The sequence below is a fragment of the Dorea formicigenerans genome (genome assembly GCF_025150245.1).
GTDB classification, from domain to species: domain Bacteria; phylum Bacillota; class Clostridia; order Lachnospirales; family Lachnospiraceae; genus Dorea; species Dorea formicigenerans.
Genome location: NZ_CP102279.1, coordinates 505,916 through 523,895, shown reverse-complemented (window position 1 = coordinate 523,895; position 17,980 = coordinate 505,916). Strand labels below are relative to the sequence as shown.

Annotated in this window: 17 protein-coding genes; all 17 read right to left on the bottom strand. The window is 33.3% G+C overall.

Translation table 11 applies throughout. The annotated features are described in order from the left end of the window. Positions 1-237: 237 nt before the first annotated feature. Complete coding sequence (locus NQ560_RS02645) at positions 238-867, bottom strand: hypothetical protein (protein ID WP_005336028.1); 630 nt, start codon at positions 865-867, stop codon at positions 238-240. A 277-nt stretch (positions 868-1,144) separates the two neighbouring features. Beyond that, entirely contained in the window at positions 1,145-2,776 is a 1,632-nt protein-coding gene (locus tag NQ560_RS02640; protein ID WP_005336030.1) for a hypothetical protein, read from the bottom strand. Between the two features lie 301 nt (positions 2,777-3,077). After that, positions 3,078-3,284 (bottom strand): hypothetical protein, encoded by a 207-nt coding sequence (locus NQ560_RS02635; RefSeq protein WP_005336033.1) that lies wholly within the window; start codon positions 3,282-3,284, stop codon positions 3,078-3,080. Positions 3,285-3,428: 144 nt separating this feature from the next. Continuing rightward, a complete protein-coding gene (locus NQ560_RS02630; RefSeq protein WP_005336034.1) occupies positions 3,429-4,622 on the bottom strand; it encodes a polysaccharide biosynthesis C-terminal domain-containing protein in 1,194 nt (397 codons plus the stop codon). 81 nt (positions 4,623-4,703) lie between these two features. After that, a complete protein-coding gene (locus NQ560_RS02625) occupies positions 4,704-5,897 on the bottom strand; it encodes a UDP-N-acetyl glucosamine 2-epimerase (protein WP_005336035.1) in 1,194 nt (397 codons plus the stop codon). 241 nt (positions 5,898-6,138) lie between these two features. Next, positions 6,139-6,576, bottom strand: coding sequence for a VanZ family protein (locus tag NQ560_RS02620; protein WP_233420491.1), 438 nt, complete (start codon positions 6,574-6,576; stop codon positions 6,139-6,141). A 62-nt stretch (positions 6,577-6,638) separates the two neighbouring features. Further along, positions 6,639-7,208: a PglD-related sugar-binding protein gene (locus tag NQ560_RS02615; RefSeq protein ID WP_005336037.1), complete on the bottom strand. Its 570-nt coding sequence runs from the start codon at positions 7,206-7,208 to the stop codon at positions 6,639-6,641. Positions 7,209-7,212: 4 nt separating this feature from the next. Then, the gene (locus NQ560_RS02610; RefSeq protein WP_005336038.1) at positions 7,213-8,256 is read right to left on the bottom strand and encodes a polysaccharide biosynthesis protein; all 1,044 of its coding nucleotides are present in this window, start codon (positions 8,254-8,256) and stop codon (positions 7,213-7,215) included. 25 nt (positions 8,257-8,281) lie between these two features. Then, positions 8,282-9,562: a flippase gene (locus NQ560_RS02605; protein ID WP_005336039.1), complete on the bottom strand. Its 1,281-nt coding sequence runs from the start codon at positions 9,560-9,562 to the stop codon at positions 8,282-8,284. 2 nt (positions 9,563-9,564) lie between these two features. After that, a complete protein-coding gene (locus tag NQ560_RS02600) occupies positions 9,565-10,086 on the bottom strand; it encodes an acyltransferase (protein WP_005336045.1) in 522 nt (173 codons plus the stop codon). Continuing rightward, complete coding sequence (locus tag NQ560_RS02595) at positions 10,076-11,278, bottom strand: glycosyltransferase family 4 protein (protein ID WP_005336046.1); 1,203 nt, start codon at positions 11,276-11,278, stop codon at positions 10,076-10,078. The genes NQ560_RS02600 and NQ560_RS02595 overlap by 11 nt, the downstream gene beginning before the upstream one ends. Next, positions 11,275-12,495, bottom strand: coding sequence for a hypothetical protein (locus NQ560_RS02590; RefSeq protein WP_005336055.1), 1,221 nt, complete (start codon positions 12,493-12,495; stop codon positions 11,275-11,277). The genes NQ560_RS02595 and NQ560_RS02590 overlap by 4 nt, the downstream gene beginning before the upstream one ends. Before the next feature lie 3 nt (positions 12,496-12,498). Beyond that, positions 12,499-13,710, bottom strand: coding sequence for a glycosyltransferase (locus NQ560_RS02585; RefSeq protein WP_005336058.1), 1,212 nt, complete (start codon positions 13,708-13,710; stop codon positions 12,499-12,501). A gap of 11 nt (positions 13,711-13,721) precedes the next feature. Beyond that, positions 13,722-14,528: a hypothetical protein gene (locus NQ560_RS02580; protein ID WP_005336060.1), complete on the bottom strand. Its 807-nt coding sequence runs from the start codon at positions 14,526-14,528 to the stop codon at positions 13,722-13,724. A gap of 2 nt (positions 14,529-14,530) precedes the next feature. Continuing rightward, positions 14,531-15,844, bottom strand: coding sequence for a glycosyltransferase family protein (locus NQ560_RS02575; RefSeq protein WP_005336062.1), 1,314 nt, complete (start codon positions 15,842-15,844; stop codon positions 14,531-14,533). A 197-nt stretch (positions 15,845-16,041) separates the two neighbouring features. Then, positions 16,042-17,124, bottom strand: coding sequence for an acyltransferase family protein (locus tag NQ560_RS02570; protein WP_005336064.1), 1,083 nt, complete (start codon positions 17,122-17,124; stop codon positions 16,042-16,044). Between the two features lie 7 nt (positions 17,125-17,131). After that, positions 17,132-17,965, bottom strand: a complete 834-nt coding sequence (locus NQ560_RS02565) for a glycosyltransferase (protein ID WP_005336065.1) — start codon at positions 17,963-17,965, stop codon at positions 17,132-17,134. Positions 17,966-17,980 lie beyond the last annotated feature (15 nt).

Below are 17,980 nucleotides of genomic sequence, written 5' to 3'. Positions count from 1 at the left end.
CATTGTTTCCATTGTTTCCATTGCTTCTATTACTTCTGGTTTATATTGTAGCAATTCCACACTAAACGGAAGGCTTCCTGACAACCAAGCTCAATTAAACCTTACAGGTGGTAATACTATTGGATCCATATCTGCTTTTTTTAATATGTCATAAAAATATGTGCTTATAAATCAACCATAATTATCGAACACTAGAAAACATATATGTGTGCTTTTAGGATCCACTCCTCAATTATATTATAGAATTTCATCAAGCTTCTTTTTCAGACTTTGGTACTCTTTCATCTGGTTTGCATCAAATTCCGGCAAAACATTAATATCTTCGTTATAATTATAAAGTAAATCAATTTCTGAATATGTTCTTGTCTTAAAAATAGACATATCATCTTTATCCACTTCATAAATAATCATATTTGTAAAATAATTATTTTCAAAATCCTTCACTACCAAATACAATGTTCCATAATAAACATTTGTCGTTAAAGCAACATTATCAATAGTATAATCCGACAACCGATAAAACATTCCTTGCGCATCATATTTTTCAGCATCCGCATCTAATTCTACTGGTAGAATTGCCTTAACATTATTTTTATAATAATGAACTGCATATACCGCTTCTATTCCCCCAATCTTGGGAATCACATCAATTTGGCCTCCCTTTATTTCCTCATCGCCGAACTGAATTCTTCCTTCTCCCGAATCAATTTTTATCTCATAATTTAAAGATTTCATATATGTACTCAATTTATTGTATTTATCATTCATATTTGTTTTAATAACCCCTGTATATACAAAAGAAATAATTGATATAACTATCGGAATAATAGTTTTCCAGTTATTTGTAAACAGTTTAATTATTTTCATTTACTTTTTTCTCCTTCCTCATGATTATAAGTTCTCTCCCACTCGGGCATTTCGATCATCTGAAGAACATTCGTTTTTCCAGATTCTGTCTTTCCTACAATGAGATGTACATTAGAAAGATTATACTTTTTATATATTCCTTCGTGCCACCTTCTTGTCACAGCGGGTGCTCTGGAACCTTTTTCTTTCTGTAAACTAATGACAGTATACAGATCATTCCAGAGACAGGCAAGTAGATCAGTATTATGCTAATTTAAGAAGTCAACAACATATATATTTAAAACCTTCGTTTCAATAAATCAACTTTATATGATATCGTTTTACGAATGGTTTTGCCTTTCCAAATAAGTACCAACATACAGCAAATCAAAATAAACGCTAATCTATGAATCTGATATTGGGTATACAATATTTTACCACATGCTTTTATTTCTGGTTGATTCGACAAAGAAATAAAAATTGCAATCAAAGCAAATACAGCAGAAAAAGCATTCGTAATCAATGTTGTTTTTTGTAATTTGTAATTTGATGTAAAAGAAAACGCTTCGAGGTTAGCATTTACAATATTCATAATAGATTCCAATGTTCTTTTGCTTTTCTCAATATTTTCACCCTGAATTTGTTCAATCTCCTTCGTATGTATACATCTATTTTGTATTTCTGCGAACTTTACTCCACAGCCCCTTTGTTCATTAAAATCTATCTCTTTTAAAAATCTTTTGAATAGTATTAACTGATTTTCCATGGTCTCTTTTAATTTTAACCACTCACGTACTTTTCTGTTGTACTTTGTAAGAATACCTGCTTCTTTAGCGTATTGCGTCGATAATTTATCAACGGCTTCTGTTATTGATAAACAACAAAGTAATTTATCAATATATGCCTGTTCAATATCGTGGGCATATATATCTGTTAATGTGTTTTTTTTAGGAGTATATATATAATAAATATCTTTTGAAAATATATTTTCCCAACTAATACACCCAGTATAATCCAATAAAAAGTCACAGGCATTCACCTCTATGCCAATACTCTTCCAAAAATTGTGAAATCCATTTCCATTTATATTGGTCTTATATACACTTATTGCCCTATCACTTCTCTTTGTTCTATATAGAAGCAATGGAACAAACTTATTAATTTCTTCTAAAACTCTCCATTTAATTTCATCCTCAATCACTGTTTTTATCTTATTTTTATACCGTTCACTAGAAATTTCATTACACCCTAATTGTCTAAATTGATATAACTTTTTATCTTTAGAATATCCAACCGTTTTATATGACTTTTGATTACATAATGCAACCTGATTAAGAATGTTTTGCATTTTTTTATTTAAATATAATTTAAAGTTTATGATTCCCAATGATGCTGTTAATCCTTGCACATGAATTTCTATAGCGTCTATATATTTTTTAAGAATGCTTGTTTCTTTAATTCTAAAAGTCGCAATTAAAATTTTAAAATCAAAGTCGTCAAATATTTCAATAAAATTAAAGTCTTTTTTTACATATTGTTCCCCAAATAGAAGCGATGCATGTTTTTTTGAAAATTTATTCAATCCCTGTTTTAAATCATCAAGATTTTCTTTTCCGAATATTTCTGGGATGTTGATATATTCTATTATATAGAATAATGGCGTATTCCCCTTTGTATTTATAGGCACGCCATTACTTTCATCATAATTATTCAAAAAGGCGCTTCTTTCGTAACCATCTAAAATAATTTTTTCTATATCATCCTCTTTTATAATTTTTTTCAACTTTTCTCGATGTTTTCTATAGAATATATTTAACCATATCATCAGCTCTTTCTTTATATTCCATGTCTTATTTTCATATTGAGGGTTTTTAATCTTTAATCCATATTCTTTATATATCATCCTTAAATCAATTTCAAAATTATCCATTACAGCTTACCAACCTTTATTATCTTATTTATCAACCATTATAGACAATTCCTCTACTCTTACTTCACAATACTTCTAGATTATTCAATATAAAATTGAATAATCTAGGATGAAACCTATCACATTTCCGTTACATGGAAATCACAATTCTGCTCAAAAGGGAATTGTTCTTTCATCAATCACTTTCTATTCCAATGTAAATCTTGGTCCTATGTCTGGGACCTTTTTCTTTCTGTAAACTAATGACAGTATACATACAGAACATTCCAGAGACAGGCAAATAGATCAGTATTATGCTAATTTAAGAAGTCAACAACAATAAAGGAATAAAATGCTTTCGCTCTTGCACCCCATCATACTTGTCTCTTTCATTATTTATGGCAACAATCAATTTGGTATATGGCGTAGGATCATAAAACATTAAACTTACAACACCATATTCCAGAAAAATTTCTTTTTCTGAATATTCATCATCTATACATAAAAGTTCATCATCAACATTTATCATTCAATGCTACCTTCAATGACTCTTCCCCTTCTCTTCAAATTCTATACTCACACAAATTCTTTCTGAATAAAACATAGCTAGCGAAACCCTCCTGAATAATATCATGGCCTTAAGATTTTCTTAATGGGGTCTGACCCCTCCAGTCTACACTGGTTCAAAGAATGTATCTGGATGTCCTGGATCAAATACCTCGTTACAGGTCATTACTGTTACCAAATCTTCTGTCTCTGATAAATTGATGATATTGTGCGTCCATCCCGGGATCATATAAATTGCCTCAATCTTATCTCCTGAGACTTCAAATTCTACTGTTTCTCCTGTATTGATGTTACGTTCCTGAATCAGTCCATGTCCATGTACTACGATGAACTGTTCCCATTTGGAGTTATGCCAGTGCTGTCCTTTTGTGATTCCCGGTTTGCTGATATTGATGCTTACCTGTCCGCAGTCAACTGTATGTACCAATTCTGTAAATGATCCTCTATCATCACAATTCATCTTCATAGCATATTTGAATTTATCAGTTGGTAAATAGGTTAAGTAAAGGCTGAAAAGTTTCTTTGCAAATGATCCGTCCGGGCATTTTGGCATCATTAAGGAGATCGGCTGTGACTTGAATTCTTCTAATAGGTCTACGATTTCACCTAATGTAGCTTTATGTGTAACTGGTACACAGCAATAACGACCATTCTCATCTAATACAGTCTCAACACCATCAAATTCGCAATGCTGCTCTTTTCCTTCAAGAAGATCAAACATTCCTTCTACAAGGTCATCAATATACAGCACTTCCAGCTCTGTGCTTCTGTCGTTTACTGTAAATTCTTCGTCATTTGCCACAGCCCAGCAAAATGTTGAGATTGCGGAGTTGTATTTTGGACGGCTGTGTCCCATCAGATTTACAAAACGGTATACATATACCGGTGTTCCTGTCTCTTTTCCATATTCAAAGAACAATTCTTCTCCGGCCTTCTTGCTTCTTCCATATTCACTATTGCCAAACCGTCCTGCAAGTGTTGCCTGAACTGAAGAAGAAAGCATAATTCCTGCCTTATTATTGTGTTTTTTTAATGTATCAAGAAGTTGTGATGCAAATCCAAAATTGCCTTTCATAAAATCTTCTGAATTTTCCGGGCGGTTTACACCTGCAAGGTTAAATACGAAATCTGCTTTCGCACAGTATTCATCCAGTTCTGCTTCTGTACTGTCTAAATCATATTCATAAATCTCGTTAATTTCAATATTTCTCGTTCTGTTTTTCCCATCTCTGATGTTCTTCAAATTATTAACAAGTGCAGTTCCAACCATTCCTTTTGCACCGGTAACAAGTATATTCATAATATCACTACCTCCAATTCTAAAAATGACGAGCTCGGTGCAGTTTCAACATAAGCACCTGCCCGTCATTAAATTTATATCTTACTGATCTTTTCTCCAAACCATCTTGTTGACTACATTTACATATCCCTGAATGATGCGGACAACTTTCATTGATACTGTTTCATCAACATAATCCGGACAAGGTTTACCAAGCACACCTTTCTGCTTCATCTCAATCGCCATATCTGTAGCATTTAACAGTTCTTTTGTTGTAATACCAGCTAAGATGAAATCTCCAGCTTCCAATGCTTCCGGTCTCTCTGTTGATGTACGGATACATACAGCAGCAATCGGATGTCCGATTGAAAGATAAAATGAGCTTTCTTCCGGCAATGTACCTGAATCAGATACAATTGCTAATGCATTCATCTGAAGCTTATTATAATCATTAAAACCAAGCGGTTCATTAACTCTTACTCTTGGATCAAGCTTGAATCCACTCTTTTCCAGACGATTCTTGGATCTTGGATGACAAGAATAGAGAATCGGCATGTCATACTTCTGTGCAAGCGCATTGATGGCAGTAAAAAGACTTAAAAAATTCTTCTCTGAATCAATATTTTCCTCACGATGCGCAGAAAGCAAAATGTATTTATCCTTTTCAAGTCCAAGTCTGTCCAAAACATCGCTCTTCTGAATCTTTTCCAGATTCATGTGAAGCACTTCTGCCATAGGAGAACCGGTCATATATGTTCTCTCTTTTGGAAGTCCTGTATCTGCAAGGTATTTACGCGCAAACTCTGAATAACATAAATTCACATCGGAAATAACATCTACAATACGTCTATTTGTTTCCTCCGGAAGACACTCATCTTTACATCTGTTTCCTGCTTCCATATGGAAAAGCGGGATATGTAATCTCTTTGCAGAAATTGCTGATAAACAAGAGTTTGTATCTCCCAACACAAGATATCCATCTGGCTGCAGCTCAGAAAGAAGTTCAAAAGATCTTCCTAAAATATTACCACAAGTCACTCCAAGATTCTCTCCAACAACCGGAACCAGGATATCTGGTCCGAACTCACCAAACGTATTCTTCAGTTCGAAGTCTTCCCAGAATACAGTACTCAAATTTCTGTCCCAGTTCTGATTGTAATATACAACACAACAATCAAAATATTCTCTACATCTTTTGATTACCGCAGCAAGACGGATAATCTCCGGACGTGTTCCGCAACCAATCATCACTTTCGTGCGGCCATCATTTTTCCATTTAAAATTATGTTCAACCATTTCAATATCTCTCCCATCAATATAACTTCACTCTTGTTTATAGTTTTTTTATGGGGTCTGACCCCCTTTAGTTATCATTATTTTTCATCCTTCTGCATATAAATATATTAAAAGCCTTTTACAGAAAGGAGCCTTTACCGTATGACTAATTTCATTATCCTTATAGTTACTTTTTCTCTTTTTTGTACAATCCTTGCTTTTTGCCTGTGTGCTGCCTCCACAAACTAAGAGAAAACAAATTCTAATACTTGCTTCCTCTTACTTTAAAAGCCAACGCCACTCCTACAATAATACCTAAAATATTAAACAGCACATCATTGATATCTGCACAGCCTCGTTTTGTAATATACTGTGTCATTTCACATGCTATCGACAAACACGCCCCTGCCAGCACGATATTCCTCATGACATACTGTTCCTTTTCTACCTTTCGCATTCCAGTTATATATCTATAGCAAGTATATCCAAACGGGACATATAACAGAATATTTAATATTCCTCCTACCCAAAATCCGGCTTCTTTCCATTCACCTATATGAAATCGAACCGGTTCAATATATCCCGGAGCTCGTCGTATTAGCGTAATATATATAATCAAAAAAATACTATATATCACACTAATACACGGTTTCTTTTTTCTTAATTTCCAGACAATACAACTTACCAATATTAGAAACATCAGTTCTTTTTCAGTTATATTCATGCTTGCACTATACTGAATCTGGTGCAATATCTCTTTAATTAAAATAATGTCTCTCCATTCTGAATATCTGCATCATCACCAACGATCACTTCGTTGCTGACAGTCACGTTGCTTCCTATCCGGACTCTTTTTCCAACCTTTGCATAAGTTCTTACAACAGAGTTGGTATAAATTAAAGCATAATCTTCTACAGAGCTATCATGATGAACTTCTACCCCTGGATTCAGCAATACACCATTCCCTACTGTTGCTCCATTCTGAATCAGAGAATTATTCAATAATACACAACCCCACCCCATCTTGGAATAAGGGCTGACATATGCGCTCGGAGAAATAAGATTCGGAAATGTATATCCAATCTCCATAGCCTGCTGGTAAATGTGTTGTCTTAATTTATTATTCCCGATTGTAACAACCAGTAAATGATATGACTCGTAAAGTTTCTCTAAATCAGAAATGTGTCCTGCAACTGGAATATCACAGATTACTGTTCCAACTTCAAATCCATCATCTACAAATGCGCAATCATATGTCTCTCTGGCAAGCTCTGATACTACTCGTCCAAATCCACCAGAGCCGACCAATAAAAGTCTTTCTCTCTCTGCCATTCTATTAACGCTGAAGTTCTTTCAGTGCCTCCTGAACATAATCTGTCGTTAAAATCTTCTTCACTGTTCCTTCTACGTCTAAACGTTCTGTATTATGACTTGTGTAGGACTCATCTGACATAGTATGTACCTCACCTTTTACTACAAACTTGTCATAATTCAAGTCGCGGTTATCTGCTGCCACACGGAAATAATGTCCCATGTCTTCACTTCTTAAACGCTCTTCTCTTGTCATAAGAGTCTCAAACAGTTTCTCTCCATGACGAGTTCCAATAATATTAGTACCTGTGTCACCAAATAACTGCTGAACTGCTTTTGCCAAATCTCCGATTGTAGATGCATCTGCTTTCTGGATAAACAGATCTCCCGGATTCGCATGCTGGAATGCAAACATAACCAAATCTACTGCCTCATCCAAATTCATTAAGAAACGAGTCATATTCGGATCTGTAATGGTAATCGGGTTCCCAGATTTAATCTGATCAATAAAAAGCGGAATAACACTACCACGACTGCACATTACATTACCATAACGTGTACAGCAAATGGTTGTCCCACCACGCTCTGCTGCTACACGGGCATTGGCATAAATGACATGCTCCATCATAGCTTTTGAAATTCCCATTGCATTGATTGGATATGCTGCTTTATCAGTGGATAAGCAGACAACTCTCTTTACTCCTGCATCAATCGCTGCATGTAATACATTATCTGTTCCGATTACATTGGTCTGTACTGCCTGCATCGGGAAAAATTCACAAGATGGTACCTGCTTCAAAGCTGCTGCATGGAAAATATAATCAACTCCCGGCATAGCGTCTTTTACTGACTGCGGGTTACGTACATCTCCAATATAAAATTTTACCTTCTTAGCCTGCTCTGGATGCTTTGCCTGTAACTCATGGCGCATATCATCCTGTTTTTTCTCATCTCGTGAAAAAATACGAATCTCCTTCAAATCAGAATCCAAAAAATGTTTCAGAACAGTAGAACCAAAAGATCCTGTTCCTCCTGTAATCATTAAAGTTGCGTTATCAAATGCTGACATTTTTATTTCCTCCTAATAAATTTTATTAAAATACTTTTTTTAACAGAATCGCGTCCACCATTAATTTTACATTAGGTCGCAAATCTTTTATAAGTGCTGGAAAAACTAAAATCGTACTAATCTGTGTCAATAAAGAAGCAAATGCTGCTCCCGATGCTCCCCATAACGGAATCATAATAACGTTTAATACTACATTCGTTATTGCTGCTCCAATATAAAGATATTTCAGATAGTTCTGCTTGTTATATGATACAATCCATGCGTTTCTTGCCACCCCTAAATATGAAAATGCCGTATACCATGTAATAATTCTCAATGGTGCCGCTGCTGCTATATATGCTTTCCCATATAAGATCCTAACAACAGGGGTTGCTAAAACCGAAAACAAAATCGAAACACTTACTGAAATATAAAAAACTATAGAATATAACTGTTTATTTTTGCGTTCAAACAATTCTTTATTGTTAAACGATTGCAAAATCACTGGATATAATGAATCAATAATTGCTGTCAATAAGAAAACCCATGTATTGCACAATGAAACTGCTGTTGAATAATACCCTACTTCTGCTTCATTCAACAATTGTTTAAGCATAAATTTATCAGTACTGCCATAAATTGACACCATTAAACCTGCTAATATAAAATGATAACTACTCTTGAAAAGCTCTTTGGCCTTTCTCATAGAACAGCTAAATCTCGGCCCGTTACGTTTTTTATAGACAATAAGTAGAATAATTGCAACTACTAAATAATCAATTGATGTTGACACAGCAAACCATTCAACGCTTTTTCCTGTCACAAGCAACCAAACCTTATAAATTGAAACTACAGTATATGAAATCACTGTAGCAAATGCCGAATACTTAGATTCAAGTCTTGATTGGAACCAATAATCTAGTGTATCCATTACTTGAAAAATAACCCCTATACCGCAAAGGAATACAACAATATTAGTAGTTTTCTCCCCATTATCAGCTATAAATGTAATACACATCATCATCACAACCGAAAGGACACTAGATATAGTTCTCAAAATAATGGCAGAACCTACTGTTTCTCCTTCTTCATCTGGATGATCCACAAAATTTTTCACAATTACAGAATTAATTCCTAAAGTACAAAATGATGCAAAAAATGAGGTATATGTTGCCGCATAATTAATAAGTCCATAATTATTTGGACCTAAGTATCTAGCTGTAAGAAGTCCTACAACAAATGCTAATACCATATGATATACTCGTCCTGCTATAATCCAACTTGCGTTTCGTGTTACCTTACTATTTAACAAGTTCTTTATCTTCATTTTTAGTCCAATCTCCTAATGCTTTTTGCTGGTACTCCACCAACCAATGTATTCTCAGGTATATCATTCACAACACAAGCACATGCTGCTATAACACACCCTTTTCCTATCGTAACATTATTACATATTGTGCTTCTTCCTCCTATCCAAGTCCCGTCTTCAACAGTTTGATGGTATATTTCACCAAGTCCTGCTCTCCGATTAGCATCGCCGATTACATGTCCTCCAGTCTGAAAAGTAACTTCTGGTCCCAAATCACAATTGTCACCTACTTTTACTGTTCCATTACCATTTATTTTGCAGTTTTTTCCAATCCAGCAGTTTTTTCCAATCAAAATAGTTCCTTTACATTCAATAGGTCCAACAATAGTCGTACCTTCACCAACCGTACAACCTATTCCACTAAGTAATTTGCGTTTAATCTCACAAACAAATGGTTTTGTTCCTCTAAATACATAATTAATAAAAAATAAATTGATTACTCGATGGATTCCTTTCAAATGCAATTTTTCCTTAATTTTCATCTATATGATACCACCTATTATCTAATATTTCTGCTTTGCTGCATGGACCATCATCAAACATATTATCCCCTGAATTTTCATTCTTTAATTCTCTTACTAATTCAACAAAACGATTTGCCGCAATCTCTGAATTCCACAAATCTACAATTGTTTTGTATGCTTTTCTTCCCATTCTTTTTCGAAGTTCAGGGTTGTCTAACAATAGACATACTTTTTCTTCAAAATGCTTTCGGTTTCCATTCTCATATATAAATCCATTTTCTCCATCTCTTACCAAAAATGGAACAGCCCCTATCGCATGACTTGCAACAACCGCACATGCACTATTCATTGCTTCATTCAAAACTGCTCCCCAACCCTCATTGAAATCACTTGTAAAAAGAAATATGTCTGCTTTTTCCATATAGGTTCGAACTTTTGATGAAGCAATTGCACCAATTAACTCCACATAATCTGATACTTTTTTTTCTTCAATCATTATCCTGAGTTGTTCTTCTAATTCACCATTACCAATTATTGTAATTTTAAATGAATACCCCTTTTTCTTCAAAGCTACTGCTAATTCTATCGCTGCTTCTGGATGTTTCCATTTTATAAGTCTTCCTACCCACAAAATAGAAACTGCTGGTTGATTATTCCCTGTCTTACACGATGATTTTTGGCTCATCAATGTTTCAATATTATATTTTTTCGTTTCTGGAAAATATCCCCATTTAAAAGCCCTGTTCCTAAAATTTGTATATCGATTTAGATCAGCAGCCGTATATGCACTACTACAGCAAAAATATAAAGGACCTTTTTCAAATGGCTTTAAATGTTTCCATGCACTAGCCCAGTTATGTGGTAATCTCAAAATACCCGTTCCTTCTTTAAAATACCTTTCACTAAATTTGAAACTTAATTTACCTCTTTTCGTTCGCCTTAAAATCATTTTATCTGGGCATGAGCCATATATTGCCACATCTGCTTCATCTATTAATTTTTCTGCGATCTTCATATTTTTTGCAGAGTCATAAGCACAAAGTACAAAAGAATACTTATGGTTCATGTCTTCATATCCCATATTAAGTCGTTCTTCTGGAATAGATTCTAAACTAATAAATGTATACTCAATGTCTTTTTGATTCAACAAAGCCATCGAAAAAGGCAATTGATGATGATTCATAAAATTAGAAACATATATGATTTTCATACTTCCTCCTTAAAAAATTTCATTTGTCTTTTTACCATCCCACAAATCAAAAAATAAGAAAATAAAAGTGCTCGACAACCGGTCAAAATTGGCTCAAAAAAGAACTGCACAGTTACAGCTACGGTTATTCCAACAATTAGCACGCGGTTTTTCAAAGTTGTCTGACGGCATAACACATACTGAATATTATTTACCGTAATTTGTATAGAAATCACCCACATTAATATATACGGAACAATTCCAGCAGAATCAAATATGTCAAGCCAAAGTTCATGAGCATATAACCCTACTTTAGCAAGAATTTTTCTTCCTCCGAAAGGATAGTCCCACATCAATTTGATATATTGATTTCTTACATCACCTCTATCAGTCGTTTTAAAAAAGGAAAATAAATCCTGTGATTCTGCTATATTGGCATATGATATTCTATGAAATAAATATGTTGATTCAAATATATTTGTTATTTCTTCCTTATAAACTGTATAAACTATCATTCCAACAACAAATAATACAATAAACACTAATAACATTTTTCGAAAAGCTACAAGTTTTTCTTTTGTTGTTTCTTGATATAGTACATATATAATCATACTAATCACAAATGCCGCCGCTGTTAAAGCGAAAAAGGATCTACCTCCCAAAATCATATCATACGCAAATGCAATGACAATCATTATTAATCCTATTATCCATTTTTTTAACGAATCACTTTCTAAAATTATATAAAAGATAACACCAGCAAACAAAGTCAAATACGTTGCAGCACCCGTTGCAGATGTTACGGCACCTAAACTAAAAAAATCGTAATGAGTACCACTCGAATTTATTCCACCAAAACGTATCAATTCATAAAAGAAATTAACAAAAGCATGACAAGTCATTCCTGTAACCAATAGTATCGCTATTGATTTTATTTGTAATTCATTTTGTTTAGTTATCATACGTTTTCCAATATAATATGACATCGGGCATCCAAAAGCTGATATTCCAGTGCTTATTCCATTTTGTGCTGCAAAAAGGAAAAATGTTACAGCAAAAATTATTAATAAATAAAACATACTATCTTTCGAACAATAATATATTTTTCCTTTATCCATTATCACTATAAATCCAAATAATAACATTAAGATCAAACTGCTCTGATTAAATAGATTGAGTGAAAATAAAAATAATAATCCCCATACTATTTTACCAACAATTCCTTTTTCTAATTGCATTATCTACCTCTCTACACTGCTTAAATATAATTCTATATATTCATGATATTTTTTTGATTCATCAAACTTTTTTGCTCTCGTTACACAATCTTTTTCATCGAATAATTTTTGTTCGCATATTTGAATAATTGTTTTGAACATTGCTTCTGTTTTATTTTTTTCTATAACTATTCCACTTTTTTCATCAACACACTCAGGGCTTCCTCCTGTTTGAAACATCACAACAGGAGTTCCACAAGCTAGCGATTCAATATTGACCATTCCTAATACTTCTTCCCTCGTTGGATTAACAAACACGTTAGCAACACTATAAATTTCTGCTAATTCTTTTTGATTTTGAGTTCTATGAATTGATAATATATTGTTAGGGAGTTGTTTATCTACCTTATCATCTGTTCCAACTACAACAACTTGATAATTTTCTCCCAACATTTCTGCCAATCTTATAATACAATCAAGTCCTTTTCGATATCCCCATTCAAAAGATACACTCAAAATAATATTTTTATCTTCAGATATTTTATAACGTTCTTTAAAATTTCCAGTTGTTGGTTTAAATATCTTTAAATTAATGCCATTGTTAATTACTTTTATTGGATACTTTTTTAAATATGATTCTTTCGCTAATTCAGCCAACCATTTTGATGGAGTAACAATCGTCATATGCTTTACCCCTGTGAACCATTTTTTCTTTAATTTCCACATTTTTTTTGTGTTATCATAAAGTGATGCTGGATATTCTCTATATTGTGGGCAATCATAGCACCCTGTTTTCCATTTATCACATTTTGCCAAAGTAAAATGTGGACATTGTCCAGTAAAAGCCCAGCAATCATGGAGAGTCCATACTACTGGAATGTCAATTTTTTTTATATAATTAAATAGCATTGGTAAATTGATGTACGAATCATGCAAATTATGTAAATGAATAATATCAGGACTGAATTTATCAATTTTCTTTAATAGTCTATAAGTTTCTATCCATGCAAAACAGCCATTAAATCCTGTCATCCGTGCAAGTGCAACGTTAAAACGTCTACTATAATAATTTCCAATTCTATAATACCCACAATTTTTTCCCGCATCACGATTTGTCGAAGTAATAGGTGATGCGCACATTACTTCATGTCCTTGTAATTTTGCAATATCTGCAATTCCCATCATTATTTTTCCAGTGCTTCCTTTAGCACCTCCGTTAATTTGTACTATCCGCATTACAATTTCCTCTATTGTCCATCACTAAAAAATGTATAACCCCTTCGTCGCATAATTGCTTTAGCAGTTTTAAATAATGGCTTTGGCAACCACTCTCGTAACCATGTACGGAACGTAAGCATCCATTCATCGCGAACTTTCATTATTTCTCTATTTCCTTTGTAAACAGGATTGCTCTGAAAATATTTTTCAGCCTTTGTAAGTACTTTCCCTTTTCTAATTACATCAAGGATAGGGAATTCCCCACGACGGCTATCTGCACACCGCGCACTCAATTCACGTGCCATTTGAGTTAAAGCCACTTCGTACTGCCAGGCATTCATCTTTTTTTTCAGTGTTTTCTCCATAAAGTTCTTTTTCCATATGCCTGCATACAGGCTCACGATATAGTCACCTGCATTATTATCTAGCACAAAAATTCCAGGCTCTACTTCTTTTGCTTTTCTATTCTTAAGACTCTTCCTAGTCATGACAAATAATCGCAAATAATCTATTCTCTGTTTCTCCATTATCGAAATGTCTTCCTTAATAGCCTCTGTTGAAATTTTTTCAGTCAAAAAATAGTCATCTAAGGTAAAAAGCACATATTCTGTTTTAATCATTGGCATTACAGTTTGAAGACGCTCTGTAATTTCTGTGCCTTCTCCGGCTGCAACCACTGTAATATTTTTAAATTTTCTATCTGTAGGCTTATCTGTTAGTAAAAATGTTTCCACATTTCTATCAGCCCAATTCTGGTTCAACAGTTGTACATGTGCGTCCCACAAATCAGAAAATTTATCACACGTTGAAATAATAATTGAAAAATTATTGTCCATAACTAACTATTCTCCATTTTTTTCATATGTCTTATTGCTTTTTCAATGACTTGTTCTGATGATTTACAACTTGCCTGGAGATTATGATGTTCTTTAGTCATCACTATTGCTTGCTCATAATAATCGCGTTGGAGTTTTGGATCTTCTATCAGTTTTTTTATTGATGTTATCAATTCACTTTTATCTGTACAAACCATCGATGCATTTGTTGACTTCATATAGTCAATAATGCCACTTTCCATCGAACCATACGTAAGAATTGCCGCTCCACTGGCTAATGCATCTGCTGCCTTTGTAGATAAAGAATATCTAGAAAGGTTAATATCTTTTTCTTCAAATCCTTCAACAATTACAGTAATATCGCTTTCAGCCATACGTTGCTGTACCTGTGTATAAGGAACAGATCCTTTATATTCAATATTTACATTTTTATCAAATACAGAATAAATTCTTTCATCTTTTTCATTCGAATAAACTTCTAATTTGTAGCTTGGATTTATTTTTCCAAGAGCATACCCAATATCATTTAGCGAATTGTTTCTTCCCATTCCAATATTTCCAAAATATGTTATCACCGGTTTTTCTTTATTAATCAACTTAAATTCTTTTCTTGGAACCGTTGAAGTCAAATATACTGTTTCTCCATCAAGTTTAAATTCCGAATTGTATTTTTCTTTTATCTTGTCACTAATATAGATTGCACTTCCTGGCCATGATAAAACTTTATCAATTAATCGTTTATACGTTGATTTGTATAGATGATAAATCGGATTCAGCGTTTTTTCTACATTAAAATAATAATCATCGCCTATACAAGAAACAATCGGGATATCGAATTTTTCTGCAACATACATTGCTATCTCCGGTATAAAATAATCATCCGAGAATGCCAGAAAAACACATTGAGGATCAAACTCTTCAAGCCATTTATTCAACTTTTCTGTACACCAAAATTTTTTTCGCCAAAGCACGCCACGCAACAAATGTGTAAAAGGCGTGTGTTTTCTTCCAAATTTATAAGCTGCCTCTACTTTAGCATCACCAACTTCCAAATCATTATCTTTCCATTCATTATCAAGCTCTTCATACTGAAATATTAAACCTGTATCTATTCTTTTTCCTAACCATCTTTTCAAAATTCGTTGATCAGTAATTTGAAAAAGTGTTTCACAATGTCCTTTACACGGTTTCTTTGTATTAGAGAAAATTTGTGCAATATTATTCTTTTCCCAATAATGAAAATACGCATCAAAGGCTCTTGATGTAGATTTCGTATTATACGGTACTGTTCCGACAATTAGCACTCTAGAATGCATATTGTTTTTTCTCCTTTATTTTCGTTATTTAATACTTAAAAGTTTCTTTAAAAATACATTTTGCTTAAGTAATTCTATAACAATTGCACATAATCCAATCGTTATAATAAAATTACCAAAAGTTAAAAAATATCCTTCAATACTACTAAATGCAACTTCCCTATGAGGCTTTAGAATATTAAGAAGTAATCCATGAATCATGTATATTTCCAAACTTCTTTTCCCAGCCCAAAGAAAAAAATTTTTATTTTTTCTTTCCCATCAATAAAAATGCAAAACATCTGTTGCTGTTTATGACTTTTACAACCAGTATTGTTAATATCACTGTCATCACATAATTTATTAAAATTAGATTTTTCCCCATCAAGCTGCATATGTGATAATTGTTTTTTGTTTTTACCAGGCATAATAATAGGTAGTGCGTACAATAAATTTCCAGAGAATGTGCACCGATCCAGCTGAGCCCCCCCCCTGAAAAAATCAGATTTATTTGTAAATAATCCTTTGCTAAGTCCACTTATTGCTATGCAACCTGCTAAAGAAATGCCTGCCCTCATAATAATTGCAAAACCATTATCTGGCATTTCATAAATTGAAATTCTAAGAATAACAAATAACCATATAATAAAGCTGCTTGCTATTACAAACTCCACTATTCTTTTTCCTTTTTCACAATCTAATATTCTTGCATCATATTGTCCATATAAATATTCCAAATAATAAAACGGCATATAATATAACGTTAATTTTATTGCAAAAAAAGACATTCCTAATAAAATACCTATGGAAGCTAATACAACCATTCCTAATATATATACGATTAACAATGTCATCTGTTTTTTCAGATTATTATCTTTCCCTACTAATTCTGCAACGTAAGAAGCCACCCCAAAAATCATGCTAATGCTCCAAATAGTTGCAAGAAACCAATATCCTGAATCCATATTCCATATAAGTGATTTAATATCTAAAAACCCTTTTTGCCCAAATACAATTCCACGAATCAAAAAGCTCCATACAAACCACGGAAGCATATATGCTACTGTTCGCCGTTTTATATATTTAAATAATCCTTTTACATTCCAAATTGTGCAACTATATTTTGTAACATACCCACTTATCAAAATAAATAATGGCATTTGAAGTGACCAAACTATATTAAAAAGAAGACTTTGTTGTGAATCCACTGTACATCCAGTCATAGTATGTCCCAAAACAACTAGTAACATGGCAATGCCACGCATGATATCTACAAATTGATTTCTATCTTTTTTCATCATAATTCTCTCATACCTTTTTTCTTAATAGTCTTTCAAACATAAACCTTCTCAACCAATTTGGAGCCATTGCTGAGCCTCCACGAACTATGCAACTTTTAATATATTGAAAACTTCCAATGAATTTATGTTCTTTCATAAATTTAAATAATTTTGCTTGTGCTACTGCATATCTCCAGCCTGCTCTTCTTAAATACATATCTTTGCCAGCTCTCATATGAAGTAATGGTTCTTGAATATTATATCCCTGATATCCAGCCATTAATAATCTAAGCCAAAGATAATAATCCTCAAGTAAATAAAAATCCTGATATGAACCAACCGCCTCAACTGCTGATTTTTTATACATTACGCACGGATGATTAAATGGATTACGTTTTTTAGCAAATTCAATAATCTCTTCCTGTTTTTCTGGCGGAATCCTTTTTGAATCTACGATTTCATAAGACGTTGAAAATTCCTCCACAATCCCAGAACAAACACTCACCTCTGGTCTTGTATTAAAAACATCAACCTGCTTTTCGCATCGATTCGGGTACGCAATATCATCACTATCCATTCTTGCAACCAATTCATTTTGACAATATTTTATTCCTTCGTTCAACGCATTCCCAAGACCACCATTTTTTTTCAGCCTAATAACATTCAAAACATGTTGCATTTCTTGTTCCTTTTCCGCAATCACATCATTTAACTCTTGAGTCAGCGGTCCATCGCAAACCAATACAAAATTATCTGTAGGAAGAGTTTGCATTTGTATGCTTTCTATTGATTGTTTTAAATATTCAGGCTTTTCTTTATAATAAACCGACATCAGAACTGAATATCCCATATAATTATCCATATTTATAATCACTCA